Consider the following 937-nt stretch of genomic DNA (forward strand, 5'->3'; position numbering starts at 1 on the left):
TCTTTCCATATAAAGACATGGCATGTTGATCAAGCCACTGACAACCTATTTGTAAGAGTTGGGGGTAGTTATCAACAGTTTGGGCGTGCTGGAGCAAGTCTTTATCAATGCCCAACTGCGTGGCTGAAGGGGAGACATCCTCGGGTAACAAGGTATCGAGAAAGCGAGGCAGTGCGGTTAACGAGTCTGCAGGGATAGTATTTGCTGCAGAAATATTGATATGACTGTTTATCGAAATCAGGCTTGCGCTCTGAATAAGCTGCTGCAGAAATCTTCTTCTGTTTATCGTCATTACGTTTACCCGTCGCCGATATGCCATTTGGCAACGCTATCATGGATAGTGTTTTTTGCTTCAACCTCCAATAGTAAAAAAGCACCACGAAAGCGTAGTGCTTTTTTGACATTGAAGATTCGTTTAGAACATCCATTTACCATAGAGTTGGCCATTATAAGATCGATAATTTGAGGCGGCTTCAGCCCCAATCTCTATGCCTATAGACATCCGTTCCGTTCTGGCCCAGTCAAGACGGCCTGTTAAGCTATAAATATTTTGGTCAACATCCTGCCCGACGCTTTGGAACTGACCACCGCCACCGAGAAATGATGATTCGGTGGTAATACCGTCATCTTGAAACTCATGACGCCAGCTTGCTTGGATCGTCGGCGAGAGTATGCTGCCGTCGTTTAGTTCCTTTCTGAATCCAACTTTGGTTCCGAAAATAGATCTGAATCGGTTGGCGTCATTGGATGATACGTCGAGCGACAAAGCCCCTGCGCCTGATTCAGTATAGCCACGCTGTCTTAGATGATATGCTTCGGCACCGATAAAGGGAGTCACGGTGACTGCTTCTGTAACGGTGATAGGTAAACCTGAAACTAATCGAGCCGCGAACATATCACCATTGAAATCGCCACGAGCAACGCCGGTCAAATGGGT

General features: G+C 46.3%; 2 protein-coding genes. Both read right to left on the reverse strand.

Annotated features, from left to right (window positions below):
- A partial coding sequence (locus ACTF5U_RS06210) for a hypothetical protein (protein WP_438970777.1) occupies window positions 1–292 on the reverse strand: 292 nt, incomplete at its 3' end.
- 123 nt (window positions 293–415) lie between these two features.
- Window positions 416–937 (reverse strand): autotransporter outer membrane beta-barrel domain-containing protein (locus ACTF5U_RS06215; RefSeq protein ID WP_438970778.1); only part of this gene is annotated, 522 nt, incomplete at its 5' end.

The organism is Methylophaga sp. (assembly GCF_965655755.1).
Taxonomy (GTDB): Bacteria; Pseudomonadota; Gammaproteobacteria; order Nitrosococcales; family Methylophagaceae; genus Methylophaga.